Genomic DNA, 16,928 nt, shown 5'->3' with positions numbered 1-16,928 from the left:
TGCGCGGGTCGTCGTCGCACACGGTGTGCGCCAACTGCATCAGACGCTGATCCAGGGCGGCGGCGTCCACGGCGAACAACCGGCCCCACAGGCCAGTGATCCCACCTTCGGTCTGATCGGTGTCGATCACCACTTCACGCCCGCGGGCCCGGTCGCGCGTCCGGCGAACCGCAGCGGGATCGTGGCGTTCGATCAGCGCATCGATGGCGGCGGCGGTCTTGGCAACCGAGAGCGGGCCGAGCGAGGTGGCCAGCTCGGCCAGGTCGGCGTCGACGAGCAGCAGTACATCCGGATCGGTGATCAACGTGGTGTGCCAGGCGATGGCCGCGGCCAGCCGGGCACTGATCCGGCCGGCCAGGAACAGCGCCGCCACCCGGGGAATCCGGTCGCGCAGGGCGCTGGCCAGATACATCTGCGAGGACGCCATGCCGTGACTGATCTGTTCGGCGGCCGCTACCTCGGCAGCCGCGCTATCCCAGTTGTCGCACGACCAGCGGGACCGGTCGAACCTGTCACCGCTGGTGCGGCGGGCAACCAGTTCCCCGATCGCGGCCAGCCGACGGGCCGCTGCAGCCGCCTCCACCCGGGCCCAGCCGGTTATCGCCGCCACCAGCGCACGATCATCGGCATCGGCCAGCGCCTCGGGTCCTGACAACGATGAATCGAACATGTGTTCGACTGTAGCGGATTCTACTGACTCAAACTGTTTGGCAGGGTCGCACGTTGTGGATAACTGCGGCCATGGCTGGCAGGTTGTGGAGACGGCCCTCCTAGGCTTTGCGCATGGAGCAACAGTTGCACTTCGTCACCGTCGCCACAACTGATCTGGATGCCACCCGGGGTTTCTACGCTGCGCTGGGATGGCGCCCGCTGCTGGACGTCGAAGACGAGATCGTCTTCTACCAGACGGCGCCGGGGCAGCTGCTCGGGTTCTTCATCGCCGACAAGTTCAACCAAGACCTGGGGCTGCCCGGCGGCCATTCTTCGATCTCCGGGATCACGTTGGCCCACAACGTCGACAGCCCCGACGACGTGATCGCCCTGGCCGACGCCATGGCCGGCGCCGGCGGCACAGTCCTCAAAGCCCCGCAGCCCGGCCAGTTCGGCGGGGTATTCCATGCCCACGTGCAAGACCCCAACGGACTGATCTGGGAGATCGCCCGTAACCCGTCCTGGCGAATCGGCCCGGACGGCACCGTGCATTTGGGCCAGACGTCGTAGGGTGACGCGAGGAGACAGCGCGAAAGGACCGCCACGACGATGCCTTCTCTGTTGAGCTTGACGCTGGGCGCGGCACCGGTCTTCGGTGGCGCCTTGCTGACGGCGGCGGCCGGTCAGCGGAAGGGACCGGACCCGCGCAACCGCATCAAACAGGACCTCGATCTGCTCGACCGGATTCCGGCCGAACAGACCGAGCGGCGGGCCGAGCTGCAGCGCACCATCGACGAGCGCATCGATGACCTGGTCGCCGCGTTGGACCGGAGCCGGGCGCTGCGGGCCGCGGCGATCTCCTATCAGGGCAACTGGCGCGACGTGGTGCTGTTCGTGTGCTCGGTGCTGTTCACCTATGTCTGGTGGCATGTCGACCATCAGCGCGGCAACTGGTTGCCGATGTTCGTCGTGCTGCTGCTGGCATGCGTCATGACAGCGGTCTACGCGCTGCGCGGGACGATGCGAGCCCTGGCCAGTGCACGGCGGCGCCGGTCATGAGCGGCATCGTTGAGATCTCGCGGCGGCGCAACCCGTTTCCGACGACCGGGGTGATCCGCGACGGCAACGGCGTCGCGCACTACGAGCAGCTGCCCGTCACCCTGCTCGACGTGCTGGCCGAGCAGGCCCAGCGCCGGCCGGACGCCGAGGCCGTCGTCGAACTGGGGGCCGGCGCGCTGACCTACCGGCAGTTGTGGCAACGCGCGGCGCGGGTCGCCGGCGGGCTGCGCGCGGACGGGCTGGAACGCGGCGACCGGGTGGGGCTGCGGTATCCGGCAGGGCTGAACTGGGTGCTGGCATTCTGGGGAACCCTGCTGGCCGGCGGCATCCCGGTGGCAGTCAACACCCGTTCGGCCGCACCGGAGGTCGACTTCGTGCTCACCGACGCCGGGGTCCGGGTGGACCTGGCGCCGGGCACCGCGCTGCCCGACGGCCAACCGTACGTGGTGGACGGTGTCGATGCGGGCGACATCGCGGCGCTGTTCTACACCTCGGGCACCACCGGGCGTCCCAAGGGGGTGCCGACCACTCACGAGGCATTCCTGACCAACGCCGAGAACATGGTGCGTTCCATGGGCCAGTCCCGGCAGTTGGGCGAGGAACTGCGCACCTTGATCTCCGTCCCGTTGTTCCATGTGACCGGCTGCAATTCGCAGCTGCTGGTCGCCGCCTACGCCGGGGGAGCGGCGGTGATCATGCCGGCGCTGAGCCTACCCGAGCTGATCGCTACGCTTCCCGCGCAACGGATTTCGTCGATGGTAACGGTTCCAGCGATCTATTCGCTGCTGCTGCGGCACCCGGACTTCGCCGGCGTGGACGTCGCCGGGGTGCGCTGGGTCGGCTACGGTGGTGCGCCGACCGCCCCGGCCCTGGTGCGGTCGCTGCGTGAGGCGTTCGGCGCGGCAACGGTGTTCAACGGCTACGGCATGACCGAGACGGCCTCGCTGATGACGGTGTTGCCCGACTTCGATGCCGTCGCCCACGCCGATTCGGTCGGCTACGCGGTGCCCTCGGGAGACCTCGGCGTCGCGCCGCTGGACAGCAGTCCCGGTGATCCGACCACCGGCGAGCTGGTGGTGCGGGGCGCGAATGTGATGCGCGGGTACTGGAACCGGCCTGATGCCACCGCCGCGACCATCGTCGACGGCTGGCTGCACACCGGCGACGTGGTCCGCGTCGACGACGCCGGCCGGGTGCACATCATCGACCGGCTCAAGGACATCATCATCCGTGGCGGCGAGAATGTCTCCAGCGTCGAGGTGGAGGCCGCGTTGCTGTCGGCGCCCGGGGTCGCCGATGCCTGTGTGCTGGGAGTGCCCGACGACGTGATGGGGGAGAAGGTGGGCGCGGTGCTGCTGGGTGCAGGCCAGCAGCATTTGGACGTGGCAGCGGTGCTCGATCACTGTCGTGGTCAGCTGGCGGACTATAAAGTGCCGCAATACATCACGATTGTCGACGAAGAACTGCCACGCACCGCCAGCGGCAAGCTGCTCAAGGGGCGGCTGCGTGAGCAGGTGCAGTGGGGCGACCCGCTGCGGTGAGCGCCATCCACGCCCCGCCGAAAGCGGTGTTGATCGCCAACCGCGGCGAGATCGCCCTGCGGATCATCCGCACCGCTGCCGAGTCGGGTTATCGCACCGTCGCGGTCTACGCCCCCGACGACGCCGACAGCCCGCACGTGCGCGCCGCCGATGACGCCATCGCGCTGCCCGGCACCGGCCCCGCCGGTTACCTTGACCAGGCCGCCATCCTGGCGGCAGCGGAGAAATCCGGCGCGGTGCTGATTCATCCCGGGTACGGGTTCCTGTCGGAGAACCCGGAATTCGCCCGAGCCGTCGCGGTCGCCGGGCGAACCTTCGTCGGGCCGGACCCGGGTGTGCTCGACACCTTCGGCGACAAGTCGGCGGCTCGCGGTGCCGCCATCACCGCGGGCCTGCCGGTGCCGGCCGCTACCGACGGATCCGGCGGTCTGGAACAGATCCGCGACTTCTTGCGCGCCCACCCCGGCGGCATCATGCTCAAGGCGCTCGCCGGTGGTGGCGGCCGGGGAATCCGTACGGTACGCGAAGCCGGTCAGCTCGGCGACGCCTACCGCTGGTGCGCCGAGGAGGCCGGGCTCGGCTTCGGCACGGCGGCGGTGTTCGCCGAAGAGTTCGTCGCCGACGCCCGCCACATCGAGGTGCAGATCGTCGCCGACGGCGTGCGCGCCCTGGCGGTGGGTGATCGCGACTGCAGCATCCAGCGCCGCCACCAGAAGCTGATCGAGATCGCGCCGGCCCCGGCGATCTCTGCCGGGCTGCGTACCGCACTGCACCGGGCGGCGGCCCGACTGTGCGCAGCGGTCCGGCACCGGGGCCTGGCGACCGTGGAATTCCTGGTCACCGGAGACGATTTCGTCTTTCTGGAGGTCAATCCGCGCATTCAGGTCGAACACCCGGTCACCGAGGCGGTGACCGGGGTGGATCTGGTGGCGGTGCAGTTCCGGATCGCCGAGGGCGCCGCGCTCGGCGAGCTGGATCTGCCGGCCGGCGTCGTCGCCGCTGATGGCTGCGAAACCGGGGAACCGGCGCGCTCCCACGGGATCGCGGTCGAATGCCGCGTCAACGCCGAAACGGTGGCCGCCGACGGTGCGGTGCAACCGTGCGTCGGCACGCTGACGGCGTTCACGCCGCCGAGCGGCCCGGGGATCCGGGTCGACACCTATGCCCGCCCGGGCTTGACCATCAGCCCCCGCTACGACTCGCTGCTGGCCAAGGTGATCACCCACGTGCACGGCACCTCGCTGGCCGCCGCGCTCCACAAAGCCCGCACGGCGTTGTCGGAGTTGATCATCGACGGGGTCGGCACCAACGCCGGGCTGCTCGTTGCCGTGCTGTCGGAAGCGGACCCGGCGGCCGGGGCCGTCACCACCGATTGGCTGGGTCGGCGACTGCCCGCCCTGGTCGGGGCTGCGTCGCCGGCGATCGCCGGGAATCGGTTACCCGCAACGGATCTGGGCCCGGGTGAACACGTGCTGTACGCGCCGATGGCGGGCACGGTCGTCGAAGTGGAGCCCGGCGGTGTGGTGCTGGAGGCGATGAAGATGCAGCACGTGCTCGCCGCTCCGGGCGCGATGGTGCGTGCACTGGTCACCGTCGGGCAGGTCGTAGCCGCCGGGGAACCGCTGCTGGTGTTCGCCGGAACCGGCGACGAGACCGGCGAGGGACCCGACGGCGGCCCGGACCTGGATTCGCCACGGGCCGACCTCGACGAGGTCGCCCACCGCCACCGGCTCACTCGCGACGACGGCCGGCCCGAGGCCGTCGCCAGACGGCACCGGCAGGGACGACGCACCGCCCGGGAGAACATCGCCGATCTGGTCGATCCCGGCAGCTTCGTCGAATACGGGGCGCTGGCGCTGGCCGCGCAACGCAGCCGGCGCTCCGAGGAGGACCTGATTGCCAACACGCCGGCCGACGGCCTGGTCGCCGGGCTGGCAACCATCGATTCGGCCCAGGTGGCGGTGGCCTCCTACGACTACACCGTGCTGGCCGGCACGCAGGGCATGCGCAACCACGCCAAGACCGATCGGCTCTTCGAGCTGGCGGCCCGCCGGCGAATTCCGGTGGTGCTGTTCGCCGAGGGCGGCGGCGGCCGGCCCGGCGACACCGACGTCGCAGGCATGGCGGGGCTCGATCTCATGACGTTTCGCGCACTGGCCGCACTCAACGGCCAGGTGCCGCTGGTGGCCGTGGTGTCCGGCCGCTGTTTCGCCGGCAATGCGGCCTTGGCCGGCGTGTGCGACGTGATCATCGCGACGCCCGACGCCAATATCGGGATGGGCGGCCCGGCAATGATCGAGGGCGGCGGGCTGGGGGTGTACCGGCCCGAGGAGATCGGCCCGATCGAGGTGCAGCGCCGCAACGGGGTGGTGGCGCTGGCCGCCGCCGACGAGGCCCACGCGGTGGTGCTGGCCAAGCGCTACTTGTCGTACTTCCGCGGCGCGGTCACCGACTGGCGCGAACCCGATCCGAGACTGGCTCGGCATGTGGTGCCGCAGAACCGGTTGCGGGCCTATGACGTGCGCCGGGCGATCGAGGCGATCGTCGACGTCGATTCGGCACTGGAACTGCGACCGGATTACGGGATCGGCATCGTGACCGCCCTGGTGCGCGTGCGCGGCGTGGCATACGGGCTGCTGGCCAACAACAGTCACCACCTCGGCGGTGCCATCGACGCCGAGGCGGCCGACAAGACCGCCGACTTCTTAGCGCTGTGCGAGTCGTTTCGGCTGCCGGTCGTGACGCTGTGCGACACCCCGGGATTCATGGTGGGCCCGGATGCCGAACGGGAGGCCACCGTGCGCCGGTTCAGCCGGATGTTCATCGCCGGGGCCCGTCTGACGGTGCCGATGGGAATGATCGTGCTGCGCAAAGGCTATGGCCTGGGCGCGATGGCGATGGCGGGCGGTTCGTTTCACGCTTCGCAGTTCACCGTGGCCTGGCCGACCGGCGAGATCGGCGGGATGGGACTGGAAGGGGCGGTACGGCTCGGGTTCCGCAAGGAACTCGCCGAGGCCGCCGACGCCGATCAGCGTCAGCGGCTGTTCGAGCAGCTGGTGGCGGCGGCCTACCGGCGCGGGCGGGCGTTGAGCGCGGCGACCACCTTCGAACTCGACGACGTCATCGACCCGGCGGAATCCCGAAGGTGGATCGCGGGGCTGTCGAACGGTTAGTTGTCGGTACCCCGCGCTACCTTGCCGGGTATGGACACCGCCCTGCTGATCCTGCTCACGTCACTTGCGTTGCTGGCGGTGATCCTTCAGGTGGTGATGCTGCTGCGGCCGGGCGGCGGAGCGCTCTCACCCGAACAGCTCGCCGCGCTGCGCGGCGACAGCGAGCGGGTGGAGCGCACGCTGCGCGAAGAGCAACACACCGGGCGTGCCGAACTCGCGCAGGCGTTCCACCAATGGCAGCTGACGCTGCACCGCTTCGGGTCGACCCTGCAGGGCACTCAGGACAAACTGGGCGCCACGCTGGATCGCCAACTCAAGAGCCTGCAGACCGAGAACACCGCGCAATTGGAGAAGATGCGCGCCACGGTCGACGAGAAGCTGCAGGCGACGCTGGAAACCCGGCTGGCCCAGTCCTTCACGCAGATCTCCGAGCGGCTGGAGGCCGTGCAGCGGGGGCTCGGGGAGATGCAGACGCTGGCCACCGGGGTGGGCGACTTGAAGCGGGTGCTGACCAACGTCAAGACCCGCGGCATCTTCGGTGAGGCGCAACTGGCCGCACTGCTGGCCGAGATGCTGACGCCCGAGCAGTACGCCACCAACGTGGCCACCGTGCCGGGATCGGCTGCCCGGGTGGAGTTCGCGATCCGGTTGCCCGGCGGATCCGGCGGCGGCGAAGTGCTGCTGCCGATCGACGCCAAATTTCCGCGGGAGGACTTCGAGCGCCTGCTCGACGCGCAGGAGAGCGCCGATGCCGCGGGGGAGGCCGCCGCGCGGCAGGCGTTGATCCGGCGGATCGAAGCCGAAGCCGGCGACATCTGTGACAAATATCTTTCGCCGCCGCACACCACCGACTTCGCGATCCTGTTTCTGGCGACAGAGAGCCTCTACGCCGAGGTGCTGCGCCAACCGGGGCTGTTCGAACAGCTCCAGGCCAAGTACAAGGTCACCCTCGCCGGGCCGACGACGCTGGCGGCGCTGCTCAACAGCTTGCGGATGGGCTTTCGCACCCTGGCGATCGAGCAGCGCAGCAGCGAGGTCTGGCAGGTGCTCGGCGCGGTCAAGACCGAGTTCGGAAAGTTCGCGGCGGTACTGGAGAAGACCCGCAAGCAACTCGACACCGCCCGCAACACCATCGACACCGCCGGGGTCCGCACCCGCGCCATCGAACGCAAGCTGCGCGGGGTGGAGTCACTGCCCGAACCGGAAGCCGACGCCATGTTGGGCGGCCTCGCCGACGGCACCGCGACATTGGATGAACTTGACGTCGGATTCAGCTAAGCTGCCGGAATGGAAGCCGTGCCGGTCGCCCCGACCCGCCAGCCGCCGACGACAGTGCGTGGCGCGCGGACCCGGGCCGCGCTGGTCGCCGCCGCCCGCAAGGTGTTCGAGCGCGACGGCTATATCGACACCAAGCTGACCGACATCACCAAGGCGGCCGGTTGCGCCACCGGGTCGTTCTACACCTACTTCGCGAACAAAGAGGAGATCTTCGCCGCCGTCCTCGAACAGGCACAGCGGGACATGATGCACCCGGGAATGGGTCGGGTGGGCGGCACCGACGATCCCTACGCGGTACTGGAGGCGAGCAATCGCGCTTACCTGGAGGCATATCGGCGCAATGCCAAGCTCATGGGACTGCTCGAACAGGTGGCCCAGATCGATCCGACGTTCCGTGCCTTCCGATCGCAGCGAGCCGACGCGTTCGTCCAGCGCAATGCCGCCGGCATCGCCGATCTGCAGGTGCGCGGCATCGCCGGTGCCGACGTCGACCCACTGCTGGCGTCGCGGGCGCTCTCGGGGATGGTCAGCCGATTGGCCTACGGCGTGTTCGTGCTTGGCGAGGCGGCCGACATCGACTTCGACGCGCTGGTGGGCACGGTGACCCGGTTGTGGGCCAATGCCCTGCGTTTTCCGGAAGGCCAGTAGTTGAAGCTGAAATCGGTTTCAATTACGGTGACGAACGACCGACAGTGAGGGAAGGTTGCCCATGAAGGTTGCCGGGGGGGTCGCCATCGTGACCGGCGGCGGCGGTGGCATCGGCGGCGCACTGGCCGCAGCGCTGGCCCGGGCCGGGGCGACGGTGGTGGTGGCCGACCTCGATGCGCAGGCCGCGGCGGCGGTGGCCGACGCCATCAACGCCGAGCATCCGGGCGTGGCGACCAGCAGCGGCGGCGACGTCTCCGATACCCAGGTGATCCGGCAGCTGATCGCGCTCGCCGAGCATCACTACGGTCCGGTCGACATGTACTTCGCCAACGCCGGCATCACCGGCGCCCCCGGCCTGCAAGCCGACGACGGCGACTGGGACCAAGCGATCGACATCAACCTGCGGGCACACATCCGCGCCGCGCAGCTGTTGGTTCCCGACTGGGTGCGCCGCGGCGAGGGTTATTTCGTGTCCACCGCGTCGGCGGCCGGCCTGCTCACCCAACTCGGGGGCGCCACCTACGCGGTCACCAAACATGCCGCCGTCGGATTCGCCGAATGGCTCAATATCAGCTACGGCGATCAGGGCGTGCGGGTCAGCTGCCTGTGCCCGATGGGCGTCAACACCAATCTGCTCTACGCCGGCGAACGATCCGGCGACCCGCTGGGTGATCTCGCCACCCGCGCGGTCACCGCGGCCGGCGAGGTGCTCGAACCGGCCGCTGTCGCCGAGGAGGTGCTCGCCGCCATCGCCGACGAACGCTTCCTGATCCTGCCGCATCCGGCCGTGCTGGAGATGTACCGGTTCAAGGGAGCCGATTACGACCGCTGGCTGCGCGGAATGCGCCGCTACCAGCGCGGCCTGCTCAAGCCGGAAGTTTCCTAGAAGAGGAGTCTGCATGTCACTGTTCGAGATGTCAGAGCGCGCGGCGAAATACCGGGCCGACCTGCTGGAGTTCATGGACAGCTGCGTGTACCCGGCGGAGGCGGTCTACGAGACGCAGATGGCCGAATCCGGCAACCCACATTTTCAGCCTCCGATCCTGGAGGAGCTCAAGACCGAGGCGCGAAACCGCGGCCTGTGGAACCTGTTTCACCCTCATCCGGACGTCGGCCCCGGCCTGAGCAACCTCGAATACGCGCCGCTGGCCGAGATCATGGGCCACAGCCCGCACCTGGCGCCGGAGGCGACCAACTGCAGCGCGCCCGACACCGGCAACATGGAGGTGTTCACGCTGTTCGGCAGCGATGAGCACAAGGAGAAATACCTCAAGCCGCTGCTGGAGGGGAAGATTCGCTCGGCGTTCGCGATGACCGAGCCGGCGGTTGCCAGCTCCGACGCCACCAACGTGCAGCTGTCGATGGTCAAAGATGGCGGCGAGTACGTCCTCAACGGACGGAAGTGGTTTGCGTCCAACGCGTTACACCAGAACTGCCGGGTGATGATCGTGATGGGCAAGACCGATCCCGACGCCGCCACCCACCGGCAGCAATCGATGATGGTGGTTCCCATCGACGCCCCGGGCGTCACCGTCATGCGCGGAGTCTCGGTCTTCGGCTACCAGGACCGCGAGGGCCACGCCGAGATCGACTTCAATGATGTCCGGGTGCCGGCCAAGGACGTGCTCAAAGGCGAGGGAGAGGGCTTCGCGATCGCCCAGGCCCGGTTGGGACCGGGCCGCATCCACCACTGCATGCGCTGCATCGGCATGGCCGAGCGTGCCCTGGAACTGCTGTGCCGGCGTGCGCAATCCCGGGTCACCTTCGGCAAGCCGGTCTCCGACAACGCCAACATCCGCGACTGGATCGCCGAGGCGCGCATCGACATCGAGATGATCCGGCTGCTCACCCTCAAAGCCGCGTACCTGATGGATACCGTGGGCAACAAGGCGGCGCAGGTCGAGATCGCGGCGATCAAGGTTGCCGCACCCGAGATCGCGCTGAAGATCGTTGACCGGGCCATCCAGGTGCACGGCGCCGGTGGCGTCACCGAAGACTTCCCGCTGGCCGGGTTCTGGGCGCACCTGCGCACGCTGCGGCTCGCCGACGGTCCCGACGAGGTCCACAAGCGCGCCATCGCCCGGCAGGAATTGAAGAAGTACCGGGCGGCCGCCCAGTGACAACGACGGAGCTGACCGGGCGCACCGCGATCATCACCGGTGCCTCCCGCGGCAACGGGCTGGCGATCGGACAGCGACTGGCCCAGGCGGGCGCCAACGTGGTACTCACCTCTCGTGACCAGCAGAGCGCCGATGCCGCGGCTGCGCAGATCGACGGCAATGCGCTGGGTGTGGCCGCCCACGTCGCCGAGGACGATGCCGCACAGCGCTGTGTCGATCTCACGCTGGAACGATTCGGCAGGATCGACATCCTGGTCAACAATGCCGCCACCAATCCGGCGTTCGGTCCGCTGATCGACCAGGACCACGGCCGGTTCGCCAAGATCTTCGACGTCAACCTGTGGGGCCCGCTGTTGTGGACGTCCTGCACGGTCAAGTCGTGGATGGCCGAGCACGGCGGCGCGGTGGTGAACACCGCCTCGATCGGCGGGATGAGCTCCGCGCCGCTGATGGGCATGTACAACGCCACCAAGGCCGCGCTGATCCACGTCACGAAGCAGTTGGCACTGGAGCTCTCACCGGGCGTGCGGGTCAACGCCATCTGCCCCGGCGTGGTGCGCACCAGGCTGGCTGAGGTGCTGTGGCAGGAGCACGAGCAGGCGTTGTCGACGACGATTCCGCTGGGACGGATCGGGGAACCGGTCGATGTGGCCGACGCGGTCGCGTTTCTGGTCTCCGATGCGGCGAGCTGGATCACCGGACAGACACTGGTGGTCGACGGTGGCCAGGTCCTCGGTGACGCAACCGGTTTCCGGGCAGGTCGTGGTGGCTGAGGTGCTCGGCGTCGACCCGCCGATGATCGCGCGCTGGATTGCGCAGCTGGGTATTCCCGTCAGTCGCCCGGTGAAGTTCGAGCGGATCGGGATCGGGCAGTCGAACCTGACCTACCTGGTCTCCGACGCCGCCGATCACCGGTGGGTGCTGCGTCGCCCGCCACTGGGTGAGTTGCTGGCGTCGGCCCACGACGTCGCCCGGGAAGCACGGATTCTTGCCGCCCTGGAAGACACCGAGGTGCCCACCCCGCGGGTGTACGGGATGACGCGCGACTCCGAAGGCACGCCGCTGCTGTTGATGGAGTACGTCGATGGGGTGGTGGCCGACCGGATGTCGGTTGCCGAATCGCTGACACCAGAGCGGCGCCGGCAGATCGGGCTGTCAATGCCCAAGACACTGGCCAAGATTCACGCCGTCGACATCAAGGCCGTCGGCCTCGACGATCTGGCCAGTCACAAACCGTACGCGCAGCGTCAGCTCAAACGCTGGGCCGGTCAATGGGAGAAGTCCAAGACCCGCGAGCTGCCCGCGCTCGATGACCTGACCCGACGGCTGGCCGCGGCGGCGCCGCCGCAGCACGAACTCACCTTGGTGCACGGTGACTTCCACCTGCGCAACGTGATCACCTCACCGCAGAGCGGGCAGGTGGTGGCCGTGCTGGACTGGGAGCTGTCGACCCTCGGCGAGCCGCTGGCCGACATGGGCAGCCTGCTGGCGTACTGGCCGGAACCCGGCGAGGAGGACATCGCCGGAGAGTTCGTCCTCAGCACGTTGGAGGGTTTCCCCGACCGGGCCGAACTGGCCCGGGTCTACCTCGAGCAGACCGGGCGCGACGCGGCGACGCTGCAGTACTGGCATGCGCTGGGGCTCTGGAAGGTCGCGATTATCGCCGAGGGGATCGTGCGGCGGGTGCTGGACAATCCGGCAAACAAGGCCGCTGCCGGGACCCCGATCACGGGGTGGATCGACGCGCTCGTGCGCAAGGCCCGCGAGGTTGCCGATGAAGCGGGGATCTGAGGGGAGGCGGTGACCCGCACCAGGGGACCGGATCTCGTCGACGGGGTTCCGCGCAGGCGAATAGCGGTGGCGGCGCTGATCGGCACCACGATCGAGTTCTATGACTTCTACGTCTATGCGGCCGCGGCGGTCACCGTCTTTCCGCACCTGTTCTTCCCGCCGGGAAACCCGACCGCAGCACTGCTGGCGTCGTTGGCGACCTTCGGCCTGGCGTTCGTGGCCCGGCCGCTGGGGTCGGTGCTGTTCGGCCACTTCGGCGACCGGCTGGGCCGCAAGGCCACGCTCGTCGCCTCATTGCTCGTCATGGGTGTCGCGACGTTCCTGATCGGGCTGCTGCCGACCTACCACCACATCGGCCTGGCCGCACCGGTGTTGCTGGCCATCCTGCGGTTCAGCCAGGGCCTGGCGCTGGGCGGCGAATGGAGCGGTGCGGCGTTGCTGGCGACCGAGACCGCCAAACCGGGCCGGCGGGCGTCGGCGGGGATATGGCCGCAGCTAGGCGCCCCGCTGGGTTTTCTGTTCGCCACCGCGCTGTTCCTGCTCCTGCTGCGGCTGCTGGGGCCGGCCGGCGCCGATGACGATGGGTCCGGGGCGTTTCTGAGCTGGGGCTGGCGCATCCCGTTTCTGCTGAGCGCTGCGATGGTCGGCGTCGGGCTCTATGTGCGGCTGCGGCTCACCGAGACACCGGTGTTCACCCGGGCGATCGAGAGCGGTGAGCGTCTGACCGCGCCGATCGCCCAGGTGTTCCGGGACAGCTGGCGCGAGCTGGTCATCGGCACGCTGGTGATGGTGGCGACCTACACGCTGTTCTACACCGTGACGACGTGGACGCTGAGCCACGCCACCACCAAGCGGCCACCGCAGGGCACCGGGCTGGGCTACAGCTACGCCGACTTCCTCGGGCTGCAGTTGATCGGGGTCCTGTTCTTCATAGCGGTGCTGCCACTGTCTGGCGTGCTGGCCGATCGATTCGGCCGTCGGCCGGTGCTGCTGGTCTTCATCGCCGGAATCATGGTGTACGGGACCACCTTCGGCGTCTTCTTGCGCCCGGACCGGCCGCCCGCGGCGATACTGACCTTCCTGATCATCGGAATGACGTTGATGGGCCTGGCATTCGGGCCGATGAGCGCGGTGCTACCCGAATTGTTCCCCACCAACGTCCGCTACACCGGATCGGGCGTGTCCTACAACGCGGCGAGCATCCTGGGGGCAGCGGTGGCGCCGTTCATCGCCACCTGGCTGGCCACCGGGTACGGCGTGCGCTGGGTGGGCATCTACCTGTCGATCGCGGCGGCGCTGTCCTTCGCCGCGGTGCTGGTGATGCGCGAAACCCGCGACAGCGCACTCGATGAGGTCAGCATCGCCGACCATCTCGGTGACGCCCTGCATCCTGGCTAGGCCGGGAGCCGGCCCGGCTATCCGGTCAGCGCGGCGGCGAACACCTGCCGCATCGCCGCCCAGTGCCGGGCCGCGGCATCGGCGTCGTACGGCGGGTTGTCGGGGACCGCGAAGCCGTGGGCGGCCGGGTAGAACTCGACGGTGTGCTCGACGCCGGCGGCGGCCAACGCCTGCTCCAGCGTCGCTGCCTGCGCCTTGGTGAAGGACGCGTCGTTGGCGGCACCGGCGACATACACCGTGGCGCTCATCTGCTCGGCCAGCAGGTGCGGGCTGTCGGCCGCGTCGGTGACCAGGCCGCCGCCGTGGAACGACGCCGCCGCTGCCACCCGATCAGGAACACGGCCGGCCACGACCATCGAGATGCGCCCGCCCATGCAGTAACCGCAGACCCCGAACTTCTCCCCGCGCACTTCGGGGCGGCCCGCCAGGTAGTCGAAGAACGCCTCGGCGTCGGTCGTCATCCGGTCGAAGGTGACGCTGCCCAGCATCGACATGATCCGGCCCCGCTCCTTGGCGTCGCTGAACGCGGTGGCCATGTCGAAGGGCTCCCAGCCGGGGTGCCGGTAGTACACGTCGGGCAGCAGCACGGCGTAACCCGAACTGGCCAGTTCGGCGGCCATCTCGACAAAGGTCTGCCGCACTCCACCGGCATCGGGATACATGACCACGCCCGGCCAGGGGCCTGGCCCGTCCGGGGTGAACAGCCGCACGGGGCAGTCGCCGTCGGCAGTGGTGATGGTGTCGGTGATCGTCGGCATGGCTTCCGTTCTACCCCGACGCCGGGCAAGTAAGCTGGACGACGTGCCGATCGCCACCCCGTACGAGGATCTGCTGGCCTTGGTGCTCGAGCGCGGAACCCCCAAGGCCGACCGGACCGGCACCGGCACCCGCAGCCTGTTCGGCCACCAGTTGCGCTACGACCTGGCCGCCGGCTTCCCGCTCATCACCACCAAGAAAGTGCACGTCAAGTCGGTGGTCTACGAGTTGCTGTGGTTTCTGCGCGGGGACTCCAACATCGGCTGGCTCAAGGAACACGGCGTCAGCATCTGGGACGAATGGGCCTCCGACACCGGTGATCTCGGGCCGGTGTACGGCGTGCAGTGGCGCTCCTGGCCGACACCGAGCGGGCAGCACATCGACCAGATCGAACGCGCGGTGGAGTTGTTGCGCACCGACCCGGATTCACGCCGCATCATCGTCTCGGCGTGGAATGTCGGCGAACTGGACCAGATGGCGCTGGCGCCGTGTCACGCACTCTTCCAGTTCTACGTCGCCGGCGGGCGGCTGTCCTGCCAGCTCTACCAGCGCAGCGCCGACCTGTTCCTCGGCGTGCCGTTCAACATCGCCAGCTATGCGCTGCTCACCCACATGATGGCCGCGCAGGCCGGGCTGGACGTCGGAGAGTTCGTCTGGACCGGCGGGGACTGCCACATCTACGACAACCACGTCGAGCAGGTGCGGGAGCAACTGTCCCGCCAACCTCGCGCCTACCCGAAACTGGCTCTGGCGCCGCGGGATTCGATCTTCGGCTACATCTTCGACGACATCGAGATCCTGGGCTACGACCCACACCCGGCGATCAAGGCGCCCGTCGCGGTATGAGCCGCCCGGCCAAGGTGGGTCTGATCTGGGCCCAGTCGACGTCCGGGGTGATCGGGCGTGACGGCGGCATCCCGTGGCGACTGCCCGAAGACCAGGCGCGTTTCAAGGAACTCACCCTGGGGCACCGGGTGGTGATGGGCCGGTTGACCTGGGAATCGCTGCCGGCCGGCGTGCGTCCGCTGCCCGGCCGGGCCAACGTGGTGGTCAGCCGCCGCAGCGACTACCGGGCCGACGGCGCCGAGGTGGTTCCGACCCTCGACGCGGCGCTGACCGATGCCGAGACCTGGGTGATCGGCGGGGCGCAGATCTACGCGCTGGCGCTGCCGCTCGCCGACCGGTGCGAGGTGACCGAAGTGGAGATCGACCTGCCCCGGCAGGACGAGGACGCCGTGGCACCGGTGCTCGACGAAAGCTGGCGGGGCACCGCGGGGCCGTGGCTGACCAGCGCGCGCGGCTTGCGGTACCGGTTCTGCAGCTACCACCGCTGATGGCGTCGTTGACCTCGGCGCAGGCGCGCCGGATCGCGGTCGCCGCACAGGGATTCACTGTCGCCAAACCACGCGTCACCATCACCCGGGCGCACCTGAAGCGGTTGATCTCCCGCATCCAGGTGTTGCAACTGGACTCGGTGTCCGTGGCGGTACGCGCCCACTATGCCCCGGTGTTCAGCCGGCTGGGCTGCTACGACCGCACCATGCTGGACCGCGCCGCCTGGAGCCACAGCAGCCGTTCGCCGCGGTTGCTGGTCGAATACTGGGCGCATGAGGCGGCGCTGATGGCCGTCGACGACTGGCCGCTGCTGCGCTGGCGGATGCGGCAGTACACCCACGGTCGGTGGGGCAACGTCCGGCCCAACCCTGAGCTGGCCGACGGTATCGTCGCAGCGGTCTCCGAGTTGGGCCCGGCCACCGCCGGGCAGATCGAGGAGCACCTGGCCGCCAAGCCCGCCCGCGGCAAGGGGCCGTGGTGGAATCGCAGCGACACCAAGTGGGTCGCCGAGGCGCTGTTTGCCGCGGGGGTGCTCACCACCGCCACCCGGGTGGGGTTCGCCCGGCACTACGACCTGGTGGAGAACGTGCTGCCGGCCCACGTGCTGGCGCGGCAGGTCGACGACTCCGAGGCCGTGCGCGAACTGGTGCTGCGGGCGGCGACCGCCCTGGGGGTCGGTACCGAGGCCGATCTGCGCGACTACTTCCGGCTGTCGGCCGGCCAGGCCAAACCGGCGATCGCGGCGCTGGTGGCCGCCGGCGACCTGGAGCCGGTGACGGTGGCCGGCTGGGACGGGCCGGCTTACCTGCGAGCCGGCCAGCCGATCCCCCGGGGTGATCGGGGCACCGCGCTGCTGTGCCCGTTCGACCCGCTGATCTTCTTCCGGCCCCGGGTCCAGCGGCTCTTCGATTTCCACTACCGGCTCGAGATCTACACCCCGGCGGCCCAGCGGCGATACGGCTACTACGTGTGGCCGTTCCTGCTGGACGGGCAGCTGGTCGGCCGGGTGGACCTCAAGGCCGACCGCCGAGCCGGGGCGCTGCACGTCGTCGGGGCGTTCGCCGAAGCGGGCCATGCCCGGCAGCGGGTGCCCCAGGCGCTGCTACTCGAGTTGCAGACCATGGCGCACTGGCTGGGATTGAGGCGGGTCAGCGTGGGGGAGCGCGGCGACCTGGCGG

16 protein-coding genes are annotated in these 16,928 nt (G+C 69.2%); 14 read left to right on the top strand and 2 right to left on the bottom strand.

Translation table 11 applies throughout. The features are described from left to right. Nucleotides 1-670, bottom strand: a 670-nt coding sequence (locus tag DQP56_RS16720; protein WP_114475775.1) for a DUF222 domain-containing protein, incomplete at its 3' end; no start/stop codon positions are given. Between the two features lie 113 nt (nt 671-783). Here DQP56_RS16720 and DQP56_RS16715 point away from each other — a divergent pair. The 11 genes from DQP56_RS16715 (at nt 784) to DQP56_RS16665 (ending at nt 13,659) form a co-directional block, all read left to right on the top strand. Then, the gene (locus tag DQP56_RS16715; RefSeq protein ID WP_112687281.1) at nt 784-1,221 is read left to right on the top strand and encodes a VOC family protein; all 438 of its coding nucleotides are present in this window, start codon (nt 784-786) and stop codon (nt 1,219-1,221) included. A gap of 39 nt (nt 1,222-1,260) precedes the next feature. Then, the gene (locus DQP56_RS16710; protein WP_112687279.1) at nt 1,261-1,710 is read left to right on the top strand and encodes a hypothetical protein; all 450 of its coding nucleotides are present in this window, start codon (nt 1,261-1,263) and stop codon (nt 1,708-1,710) included. Next, nucleotides 1,707-3,251, top strand: coding sequence for a class I adenylate-forming enzyme family protein (locus tag DQP56_RS16705; RefSeq protein ID WP_205868899.1), 1,545 nt, complete (start codon nt 1,707-1,709; stop codon nt 3,249-3,251). Before DQP56_RS16710 ends, DQP56_RS16705 begins: the two co-directional genes overlap by 4 nt. Then, complete coding sequence (locus DQP56_RS16700; protein ID WP_234825707.1) at nt 3,230-6,424, top strand: carboxyl transferase domain-containing protein; 3,195 nt, start codon at nt 3,230-3,232, stop codon at nt 6,422-6,424. Before DQP56_RS16705 ends, DQP56_RS16700 begins: the two co-directional genes overlap by 22 nt. 30 nt (nt 6,425-6,454) lie before the next feature. Further along, complete coding sequence (locus DQP56_RS16695) at nt 6,455-7,702, top strand: DNA recombination protein RmuC (RefSeq protein WP_112687275.1); 1,248 nt, start codon at nt 6,455-6,457, stop codon at nt 7,700-7,702. Nucleotides 7,703-7,711: 9 nt separating this feature from the next. Continuing rightward, complete coding sequence (locus DQP56_RS16690; protein ID WP_112687273.1) at nt 7,712-8,350, top strand: TetR/AcrR family transcriptional regulator; 639 nt, start codon at nt 7,712-7,714, stop codon at nt 8,348-8,350. Nucleotides 8,351-8,411: 61 nt separating this feature from the next. Continuing rightward, nucleotides 8,412-9,236 carry an SDR family oxidoreductase gene (locus DQP56_RS16685; RefSeq protein ID WP_112687271.1) on the top strand — a complete coding sequence of 275 codons (825 nt, stop codon included), beginning with the start codon at nt 8,412-8,414 and terminating at the stop codon, nt 9,234-9,236. A gap of 13 nt (nt 9,237-9,249) precedes the next feature. Continuing rightward, complete coding sequence (locus DQP56_RS16680; RefSeq protein ID WP_112687269.1) at nt 9,250-10,470, top strand: acyl-CoA dehydrogenase family protein; 1,221 nt, start codon at nt 9,250-9,252, stop codon at nt 10,468-10,470. Next, entirely contained in the window at nt 10,467-11,243 is a 777-nt protein-coding gene (locus DQP56_RS16675) for an SDR family oxidoreductase (RefSeq protein ID WP_112687267.1), read from the top strand. The genes DQP56_RS16680 and DQP56_RS16675 overlap by 4 nt, the downstream gene beginning before the upstream one ends. 22 nt (nt 11,244-11,265) lie before the next feature. Next, nucleotides 11,266-12,261, top strand: coding sequence for a phosphotransferase family protein (locus tag DQP56_RS16670; protein WP_112687283.1), 996 nt, complete (start codon nt 11,266-11,268; stop codon nt 12,259-12,261). Between the two features lie 9 nt (nt 12,262-12,270). Next, nucleotides 12,271-13,659 carry an MFS transporter gene (locus DQP56_RS16665; RefSeq protein WP_112687265.1) on the top strand — a complete coding sequence of 463 codons (1,389 nt, stop codon included), beginning with the start codon at nt 12,271-12,273 and terminating at the stop codon, nt 13,657-13,659. A gap of 17 nt (nt 13,660-13,676) precedes the next feature. Here the strand turns inward: DQP56_RS16665 and DQP56_RS16660 are convergent, their stop codons facing one another. Next, a complete protein-coding gene (locus DQP56_RS16660; RefSeq protein ID WP_112687263.1) occupies nt 13,677-14,417 on the bottom strand; it encodes an alpha/beta fold hydrolase in 741 nt (246 codons plus the stop codon). A gap of 43 nt (nt 14,418-14,460) precedes the next feature. On the opposite strand from DQP56_RS16660, the gene DQP56_RS16655 reads away from it, so the two are divergent. The 3 genes from DQP56_RS16655 to DQP56_RS16645 all read left to right on the top strand — a co-directional run. Beyond that, nucleotides 14,461-15,261, top strand: coding sequence for a thymidylate synthase (locus tag DQP56_RS16655; protein WP_112687261.1), 801 nt, complete (start codon nt 14,461-14,463; stop codon nt 15,259-15,261). Beyond that, nucleotides 15,258-15,749, top strand: a complete 492-nt coding sequence (locus tag DQP56_RS16650; protein WP_112687259.1) for a dihydrofolate reductase — start codon at nt 15,258-15,260, stop codon at nt 15,747-15,749. Before DQP56_RS16655 ends, DQP56_RS16650 begins: the two co-directional genes overlap by 4 nt. Continuing rightward, on the top strand, nt 15,749-16,928 hold a 1,180-nt coding region (locus DQP56_RS16645; RefSeq protein ID WP_133258949.1), incomplete at its 3' end, for a winged helix-turn-helix domain-containing protein. The genes DQP56_RS16650 and DQP56_RS16645, both read left to right, overlap by 1 nt.

It is taken from the genome of Mycolicibacter senuensis, from assembly GCF_003284925.1.
Taxonomy (GTDB): Bacteria; Actinomycetota; Actinomycetes; order Mycobacteriales; family Mycobacteriaceae; genus Mycobacterium; species Mycobacterium algericum_A.
Note: the sequence above shows the minus strand (reverse complement) of the source record. Positions and strands in the feature narration are given on the sequence as shown.

Coding starts and splice junctions, on each gene's coding strand:
- DQP56_RS16660 (WP_112687263.1), bottom strand. CDS start 14,417: ATGCCGACGATCACCGACACCATCACCACTGCCGACGGCGACTGCCCC.
- DQP56_RS16705 (WP_205868899.1), top strand. CDS start 1,707: ATGAGCGGCATCGTTGAGATCTCGCGGCGGCGCAACCCGTTTCCGACG.
- DQP56_RS16690 (WP_112687273.1), top strand. CDS start 7,712: ATGGAAGCCGTGCCGGTCGCCCCGACCCGCCAGCCGCCGACGACAGTG.
- DQP56_RS16650 (WP_112687259.1), top strand. CDS start 15,258: ATGAGCCGCCCGGCCAAGGTGGGTCTGATCTGGGCCCAGTCGACGTCC.
- DQP56_RS16710 (WP_112687279.1), top strand. CDS start 1,261: ATGCCTTCTCTGTTGAGCTTGACGCTGGGCGCGGCACCGGTCTTCGGT.
- DQP56_RS16695 (WP_112687275.1), top strand. CDS start 6,455: ATGGACACCGCCCTGCTGATCCTGCTCACGTCACTTGCGTTGCTGGCG.
- DQP56_RS16680 (WP_112687269.1), top strand. CDS start 9,250: ATGTCACTGTTCGAGATGTCAGAGCGCGCGGCGAAATACCGGGCCGAC.
- DQP56_RS16670 (WP_112687283.1), top strand. CDS start 11,266: ATGATCGCGCGCTGGATTGCGCAGCTGGGTATTCCCGTCAGTCGCCCG.
- DQP56_RS16685 (WP_112687271.1), top strand. CDS start 8,412: ATGAAGGTTGCCGGGGGGGTCGCCATCGTGACCGGCGGCGGCGGTGGC.
- DQP56_RS16715 (WP_112687281.1), top strand. CDS start 784: ATGGAGCAACAGTTGCACTTCGTCACCGTCGCCACAACTGATCTGGAT.